Annotated in this window: 4 protein-coding genes and 3 pseudogenes; 3 read left to right on the top strand and 4 right to left on the bottom strand. The window is 32.5% G+C overall.

Annotation, left to right across the window (positions count from 1 at the left end):
- Both ACPC58_RS11440 and ACPC58_RS11435 read right to left on the bottom strand, forming a co-directional pair.
- Window positions 1-82 (bottom strand): annotated as a pseudogene (locus ACPC58_RS11440) (IS6 family transposase); the annotation flags it as partial.
- A gap of 272 nt (window positions 83-354) precedes the next feature.
- The gene (locus tag ACPC58_RS11435) at window positions 355-480 is read right to left on the bottom strand and encodes a hypothetical protein (RefSeq protein WP_193393255.1); all 126 of its coding nucleotides are present in this window, start codon (window positions 478-480) and stop codon (window positions 355-357) included.
- Here ACPC58_RS11435 and tet(S) point away from each other — a divergent pair.
- Both tet(S) and ACPC58_RS11425 read left to right on the top strand, forming a co-directional pair.
- Window positions 465-2,405, top strand: a complete 1,941-nt coding sequence (gene tet(S), locus ACPC58_RS11430; RefSeq protein ID WP_002405437.1) for a tetracycline resistance ribosomal protection protein Tet(S) — start codon at window positions 465-467, stop codon at window positions 2,403-2,405. The genes ACPC58_RS11435 and tet(S) overlap by 16 nt on opposite strands.
- An 84-nt stretch (window positions 2,406-2,489) precedes the next feature.
- The gene (locus ACPC58_RS11425) at window positions 2,490-2,660 is read left to right on the top strand and encodes a cysteine-rich KTR domain-containing protein (protein WP_428280184.1); all 171 of its coding nucleotides are present in this window, start codon (window positions 2,490-2,492) and stop codon (window positions 2,658-2,660) included.
- Window positions 2,661-3,173: 513 nt separating this feature from the next.
- Here ACPC58_RS11425 and ACPC58_RS11420 read toward each other — a convergent pair.
- The gene (locus ACPC58_RS11420) at window positions 3,174-3,530 is read right to left on the bottom strand and encodes a helix-turn-helix domain-containing protein (RefSeq protein ID WP_434066019.1); all 357 of its coding nucleotides are present in this window, start codon (window positions 3,528-3,530) and stop codon (window positions 3,174-3,176) included.
- A gap of 530 nt (window positions 3,531-4,060) precedes the next feature.
- Here ACPC58_RS11420 and ACPC58_RS11415 point away from each other — a divergent pair.
- A pseudogene (locus ACPC58_RS11415) lies at window positions 4,061-4,234 on the top strand (sigma-70 family RNA polymerase sigma factor); the annotation flags it as partial.
- Between the two features lie 59 nt (window positions 4,235-4,293).
- Here ACPC58_RS11415 and ACPC58_RS11410 read toward each other — a convergent pair.
- Window positions 4,294-4,375 (bottom strand): annotated as a pseudogene (locus ACPC58_RS11410) (IS6 family transposase); the annotation flags it as partial.

Below are 4,375 nucleotides of genomic sequence, written 5' to 3'. Positions count from 1 at the left end.
AGCTAAGGTTATAACGAAGATAGTAGCCCACGGCTACAATAATCACATCCTGCTGAAATTGCTTTCCTTTAAAATGACTCATCGTCATTCCTCCTGCTATCTTTTTCTATTATTCTACCTTATCTGATAGTAGATTTAAAACTTTGCAACAGAACCTCAAAAAATATGGTTGGCTTTACAAGCATTCTATCATATGATAGAATTAAGATAACATTCAAAAGGAGATAATAAAAATGCGGCAAGGTATTCTTAAATAAACTGTCAATTAGATAGCGGGAATAATTAATTAAGCATCCTTATTTAAAATAAGGACTGGTTTTTTGTGCCCAGTTTAAGAATACTTTTATCATTTTATCATAAAGCATCTGTGGCTATCAGTGTGTAGTATACAGCTATTTTTGTATTAAAATCCCAGTGATAAGAGTATTTATCACTGGGATTTTTTCTGCTTTTTGAGCTTTTGAATGGAGGAAATAAAATTGAAAATTATTAATATCGGTATCTTAGCACATGTTGATGCAGGAAAAACTACTTTGACAGAAAGCTTACTATACAGTAGCGGAGCAATTAAAGAGTTAGGAAGTGTAGATAGCGGTACAACGAAAACGGATACTATGTTTTTGGAACGCCAGAGAGGTATTACTATTCAGACCGCAATAACATCTTTTCAACGGGAAAATGTTAAAGTAAATATTGTAGATACTCCTGGACACATGGATTTTTTGGCAGATGTATACCGTTCATTATCTGTTTTGGATGGAGCTATTTTGCTAATCTCTGCAAAAGATGGAGTACAGTCACAAACTCGTATACTATTCCATGCACTTAGAAAGATGAACATACCTATAATATTTTTTATTAACAAAATTGATCAAAATGGAATAAATTTGCCAGATGTTTATCAAGATATTAAGGACAAACTTTCTGACGACATCATAATTAAGCAGACTGTGAATCTAAATTTGAAACCTTATGTAATAGATTATACTGAACCAGAACAATGGGAGACAGTAATTGTGGGAAATGATTATTTATTAGAAAAATATACCATTGGGAAAACATTGAATATTGCAGAACTTGAAAAGGAGGAAAACGAAAGAATTCAAAGTTGCTCCTTATATCCTGTTTATCACGGAAGTGCAAAGAATAATATTGGAATTAAACAACTTATAGAGGTAATTACTAGCAAATTATTTTCACCCACACAACTCAATTCAGATAAACTTTGTGGAAATGTTTTTAAAGTAGAATATTCAGATGATGGTCAACGGCTTGTCTATGTACGTCTTTATAGTGGAACGCTACATTTGCGAGACTCAGTCAATATATCAGAAAAGGAAAAAATAAAAGTTACAGAAATGTATACTTCAATAAATGGAGAATTACGCCAGATAGATAAGGCAGAGCCTGGTGAGATTATTATTTTAAAAAATGAGCTTTTAAAACTAAATAACGTACTTGGAGATAAAAAAAGATTACCACATAGAGAAATTCTTGAGAATCCTCTTCCTATGTTACAAACAACAATTGAACCATGTAAATCAGTACAAAGAGAAAAGTTACTAGATGCACTTTTTGAAATATCCGATAGTGATCCCCTTCTACAATATTATGTAGATACAGTAACTCACGAAATTGTGCTATCTTTTTTAGGTGAGGTCCAAATGGAGGTAACTTGTACTCTGATTCAAGAAAAATATCATATTGAGATAGAAACAAGAAAACCAACTGTCATTTATATGGAAAGACCATTAAAAAAATCTGAATTTACCATTGATATCGAAGTACCTCCAAATCCTTTCTGGGCTTCTATTGGTTTATCTGTAACACCACTTCCTTTGGGTAGTGGCATTCAGTATGAGAGCCTGGTTTCTCTAGGTTATTTAAATCAATCATTTCAAAATGCAGTTATGGAAGGTATACGCTATGGGTGTGAACAAGGATTGTACGGTTGGAAATTAACAGACTGTAAGATCTGTTTTAAGTATGGTCTATATTACAGCCCTGTCAGTACGCCAGCAGATTTCCGAATGCTTGCGCCTATTGTACTAGAGCAGGCTTTTAGAAAGAGTGGTACAGAGTTATTAGAGCCATATCTTAGCTTCGAAATTTATGTACCACAAGAATATCTTTCGAGAGCATATAATGATGCTTCCAAATATTGTGCAAATATTTTAAATACTAAGTTAAAAGGTAACGAGGTCATTCTCATTGGTGAAATTCCAGCCCGTTGTATTCAAGAGTATCGAAACAGTTTAACTTTCTTTACAAATGGACGCAGTGTCTGTTTAACAGAGTTAAAAGGTTATCAGGTTACTAACATTAAGTCTGCTTTCCAACCACGTCGTCCAAATAATAGAATAGACAAAGTAAGGCATATGTTTAATAAAATCAACTTACATTGATAGTGAACTAAAGAGAAATTTTTAAAATGAATATTGAGTTGTTAATTAGAACAGGAGGATATAGATATTGTAAATACTAGGTAGATACTGTGCCCTATATGTGGCAATAAGACCCGTTTAAAAATGAGGGAAGATACTGAATTAAAAAATTTCCCTCTATTTTGTCCTAAATGCAGACAAGAAATTTTAATTGAAATAACGAAGTTTAGAATAACTGTAATTACAGAGCCAGACGCAAAGACGCAGAGCCGATAATTCGAGATATCAAAATCTCATTTTATCGGCTTTTTCTTTTCTATGCATACCATTGAGCTTAGTTCTTGATATCCTTTATAAGAAAATAAGTGTACTGATTTTTTTTGCAGTAGCTGTATTACAGTAGACATCCCTCAAGCATAAAAAGTATACAATTAAAATTCAATACTTGATTATTGATGAAGTACAGAGTTACTCGTCATTTCAAAACTAGTATATCAGTCAAGTTTTTCCTAAGGAACAAAAACGAACTTCGCTATGGGAATCAAAAATTTTTAGTCGGATGAAGTGATATGCAATAAATCCAGAAAATTTTCCCAACAATAAAAAATGAACTGTACTTTGCAGCGATAAGAGTAACCAAAGAACTATTTATCATTCGCTCTAGTTCCTAAGTGTAACAAAGATAAATTCATTTTCTATTTATGATTAACAAAAATCAGAAAAAATTCATTACATCTTTGTAATCAATCTTTCCTGATAGTATTAATTAATCCATTGTGTATTATTGAACTAGTTAAATTTACATTTTTCTCCGTAAATTGCTTGAATCACTTTCCCAATCGTCACTAATTCATCTTCATCCAGACAATCCAACTGTGCTTCTACTTGAAGACGTTTGGAGCTTTTATGACTGTTTTCTTCCCCTAAAATAAATCCATCCAAAGAAATATTTAGCAAAGTCACTAAATCATATACAACATGAAAACTTGGCTGTTGTCCTTTATTTTCAATGTTCGTCAAATAGCGTGGCGCAATCTGGATCATTGATCCTACCTGCTCACGAGTCAATCCTTTACTAAGACGGGCTTCTTTAATCGCAAGACCCAATGGTTTGAAATCAAAAGTTCTATTTTTTTTTCTGTCCATCATATATCACCTATCGGCATTATACTGTTCCTATCTAAATGTAAACAGGCCTTATATAAAGCAGTATATAGCTTAAATAAATCATATTTTTTTCAAATTGCTAAAAGAAAAAAAAAATCAGTCTTTTAGCGATTTCTTTCCTATGCACAAAAATATATCTGAGTACACTAAACGACGATTTCTGAATCGTCATTTTTTTATGTGTAAAGCTAAAGACGATGTTTTTGGGAGAATAAACCATGACTCATGACAGCATCCATTGGATTTATTTACTAAATTTATCAAAAAAATTTTTTCTATTTCAAAGAATCCTTTCGGATTAAAATGTAGTTTCTTGGTTCTATTAAAAGGGAACTATTTGTGTGAATTACTTTGTCCATATCGTCGGATATGGACTTTTTTGTGTTTTTCTAAAAGTTTTTTTCAAAAATTCCGTCATTTCCTCTCTTTACGTCGGGTTATATTACGAAAGGAGATAAATGTTCATTGGAATCATCTTCTTTCTCAACGGGAAAGGAGGTGTGAATGACATGAGTTCTTCCCTGTTCCAAGCTGCCATTGAAATGCAATTTGACTATATTTGTAAACGATCCATTGATGACGAACGTAAGGACTATTTAAAGTCTCTCAGTCGGATATCAAAAAAAGAAGTCGCTTTTTCAGAACTAGATGATTATGTAGTGGAACAGTTTGCTAGTATTGACCAGTAGGTTCTGTTGCAAAGTTTTAAATAAAGAATAAAATCCCTTACGGTATCTATGATTTAATCTGGGATTCCCAATAATACCTTGATTTCAGTACAGACCGAAAACCCGAAGAGAGTGCCTTCTTTTCGGGTTTTCTTA

It is taken from the genome of Streptococcus sp. VTCC 12905 (genome assembly GCF_049893385.1).
Classification (GTDB): domain Bacteria; phylum Bacillota; class Bacilli; order Lactobacillales; family Streptococcaceae; genus Streptococcus; species Streptococcus suis_AA.
This window is presented reverse-complemented; position numbering and strand designations above follow the sequence as displayed.